Here is a 3,382-nt window from a genome sequence, read left to right on the forward strand (position 1 = left end):
ATGTTCATTAAATTACAATTGTTAAAGTCAACAACTTTATAATTAAAGCGATTTAATTATAAAACTAAATAACTACAAATAAATGGATTCATTCAATCTTATTTTTTGAATTGTGAAAACAGTACATTAAATAAGGTAGTGAAGCAAAACAAGGGAACCGCTTTTTACGTAAGTAAAAATGTTTCTTTAGAAATTAGAATAAAAAGATATTAAGGGCCATAGGTGGATGCCTTGGCTAGTAGAGGCGATGAAAGACGTACTAGGCTGCGAAAAGCCTCGGGGAGCTGCCAAGAAGCTTTGATCCGGGGATTTCTGAATGGGGCAACCCGGCATGGCGCGAGTCATGTCACCTTCGGGGGCGAACGCAGGGAAGTGAAACATCTCAGTACCTGCAGGAAAAGAAATCAAACGAGATTCCGAGAGTAGCGGCGAGCGAAATTGGAGTAGGGCACTTACATTTAGCACATTTGTTAGCAGAACTGTCTGGAAAGTCAGAGCATAGAGGGTGATACTCCCGTAAGCGAAAACATTTGTGTGGAACTAAGGTAAGGAATGAGTAGGTCGGGACACGTGTTATCTTGACTGAATATGGGGGGACCACCCTCCAACCCTAAATACTACTACTAGACCGATAGCGAACAAGTACCGTGAGGGAAAGGTGAAAAGGACCGCGGTGAGCGGAGTGAAATAGAACCTGAAACCTATGGCTTACAATCATTCGGAGCACTATTATAATGTGTGACGGACTGCCTTTTGCATAATGAGCCTGCGAGTTGTGGTATCTGGCAAGGTTAAGCGAACGCGAAGCCGTAGCGAAAGCGAGTCTTAATAGGGCGACATAGTCAGATGCTGCAGACCCGAAACTGAGTGATCTATCCATGAGCAGGTTGAAGCTGGTGTAAGAGCCAGTGGAGGACCGAACCGGTAGAAGTTGAAAATTCTTCGGATGACTTGTGGATAGGGGTGAAAGGCCAATCAAACTCAGTGATAGCTGGTTCTCTCCGAAATATATTTAGGTATAGCCTCGAGCATTAGCATGAAGGGGTAGAGCACTGAACAGGCTAGGGCTGCTTACCGCGGTACCAAACCTTATCAAACTCCGAATACTTCATGTGTAACCTCGGGAGTCAGGCGTAGGGTGATAAAATCCTATGTCGAGAGGGGAACAACCCAGACTAACAGCTAAGGTCCCAAAGTTTTATCTAAGTGGAAAAGGATGTGGAGTTGCTGTGACAACCAGGAGGTTGGCTTAGAAGCAGCCATCCTTTAAAGAAAGCGTAACAGCTCACTGGTCTAGCGATTCTGCGCCGAAAATATAACGGGGCTAAGATAAACACCGAAGCTTTAGATTTACAGTTTACTGTAAGTGGTAGGAGAGCGTTCCATTCAGCGTTGAAGGTATACCGGTAAGGAGTACTGGAGCGGATGGAAGTGAGCATGCAGGCATGAGTAGCGAGAAAAGAAGTGAGAATCTTCTTCGCCGAAAACCCAAGGTTTCCTACGCGATGCTCGTCATCGTAGGGTTAGTCGGGACCTAAGTCGAGTCCGAAAGGGGTAGACGATGGCAAATTGGTTAATATTCCAATACCGACATATCATCATTTGAGTGATGGGGGGACGCATAGAGTTAGACGAGGTCACTGATGGAATAGTGGCTCGAAGGGTGTAGGTTGTGAGGTAGGCAAATCCGCCTCACATGAAACCGAGACCTGACAGGCAGAACAATCTCTTCGGAGAGCGTTCTGAATCGTCGATACTGTCGTGCCGAGAAAAGCCTCTAAACGAGATGATATGTCGCCCGTACCGTAAACCGACACAGGTGGGTGAGATGAGTATTCTAAGGCGCGTGGATGAACCCTTGTTAAGGAACTCTGCAAACTAGCACCGTATCTTCGGTATAAGGTGTGCCTTATTTGTTAGGAGATTTACTCTCCAAAGCATTGATAGGTCGCAGCAAAGAGTCCCTCCCGACTGTTTACCAAAAACACAGCACTCTGCTAACACGTAAGTGGATGTATAGGGTGTGACGCCTGCCCGGTGCTCGAAGGTTAAAAGGATTGCTTAGCATTAGCGAAGGCATGAATTGAAGCCCGAGTAAACGGCGGCCGTAACTATAACGGTCCTAAGGTAGCGAAATTCCTTGTCGGTTAAATACCGACCTGCATGAATGGCGTAACGAGATGGGAGCTGTCTCAACAAGGGATCCAGTGAAATTGTAGTGGAGGTGAAAATTCCTCCTACCCGCGGAAAGACGGAAAGACCCCGTGCACCTTTACTATAGCTTGACACTGCTATTGGGATATTCATGTGCAGGATAGGTGGGAGCCGTTGATTCATAGACGCCAGTTTATGATGAGGCATCCTTGAGATACCACCCTTGAATATTCTGATAGCTAACTCCGTACGGTTATCCCGTGCGAGGACAATGTCTGGTGGGTAGTTTGACTGGGGCGGTCGCCTCCTAAAAAGTAACGGAGGCTTACAAAGGTTGGCTCAGGTGGGTTGGAAATCCACCGTAGAGTATAATGGCATAAGCCAGCCTGACTGTGAGACAGACAAGTCGAGCAGAGTCGAAAGACGGTCATAGTGATCCGGTGGTTCTGTGTGGAAGGGCCATCGCTCAAAGGATAAAAGGTACGCCGGGGATAACAGGCTGATCTCCCCCAAGAGCTCACATCGACGGGGAGGTTTGGCACCTCGATGTCGGCTCATCGCATCCTGGGGCTGGAGCAGGTCCCAAGGGTATGGCTGTTCGCCATTTAAAGCGGTACGCGAGCTGGGTTCAGAACGTCGTGAGACAGTTCGGTCCCTATCTTCCGTGGGCGTAGGATTGTTGAGGAGAGCTGACCCTAGTACGAGAGGACCGGGTTGGACGAACCACTGGTGCACCAGTTGTCCTGCCAAGGGCATAGCTGGGTAGCTACGTTCGGATGAGATAACCGCTGAAAGCATCTAAGCGGGAAGCCAACTCCAAGATGAACAATCCCTGAAGGTCGCTTGAAGACTACAAGCTTGATAGGCTGGATGTGTACGCGCAGCAATGCGTTTAGCTGACCAGTACTAATAGACCGTTTGTCTTTTTTTACAACGCTTCACTACCTTATTTAGTGTATTTCAACTAATACATTAAATAGGTGAGAATCTATATAAGTTATTTAACTGTTGATTTTACCAATTACTAATTTAAACTCACTCAGATCTTACTCAAGATCAACTCTAAGTACATTACTCTATGTATTTAGACTTGATCTTGTCTAGGTGGCTATAGAGAGAGGGAAACGCCTGGTCCCCATTCCGAACCCAGAAGCTAAGCCTCTCATCGCTGATAATACTGCACCTTTCAGGTGTGGGAATGTAGGTCGCTGCCTAGTTCGGATCAATT

Annotated in this window: 2 rRNA genes; both read left to right on the plus strand. The window is 46.9% G+C overall.

What is annotated here, in order from left to right:
* Positions 1-199: 199 nt before the first annotated feature.
* Positions 200-3,085: ribosomal RNA gene (locus ES948_RS10735) — 23S ribosomal RNA — on the plus strand.
* 169 nt (positions 3,086-3,254) lie between these two features.
* Positions 3,255-3,371: ribosomal RNA gene (rrf, locus tag ES948_RS10740) — 5S ribosomal RNA — on the plus strand.
* Positions 3,372-3,382: the final 11 nt, after the last annotated feature.

The sequence above is a fragment of the Sulfurimonas indica genome (assembly GCF_009192995.1).
GTDB classification, from domain to species: domain Bacteria; phylum Campylobacterota; class Campylobacteria; order Campylobacterales; family Sulfurimonadaceae; genus Sulfurimonas; species Sulfurimonas indica.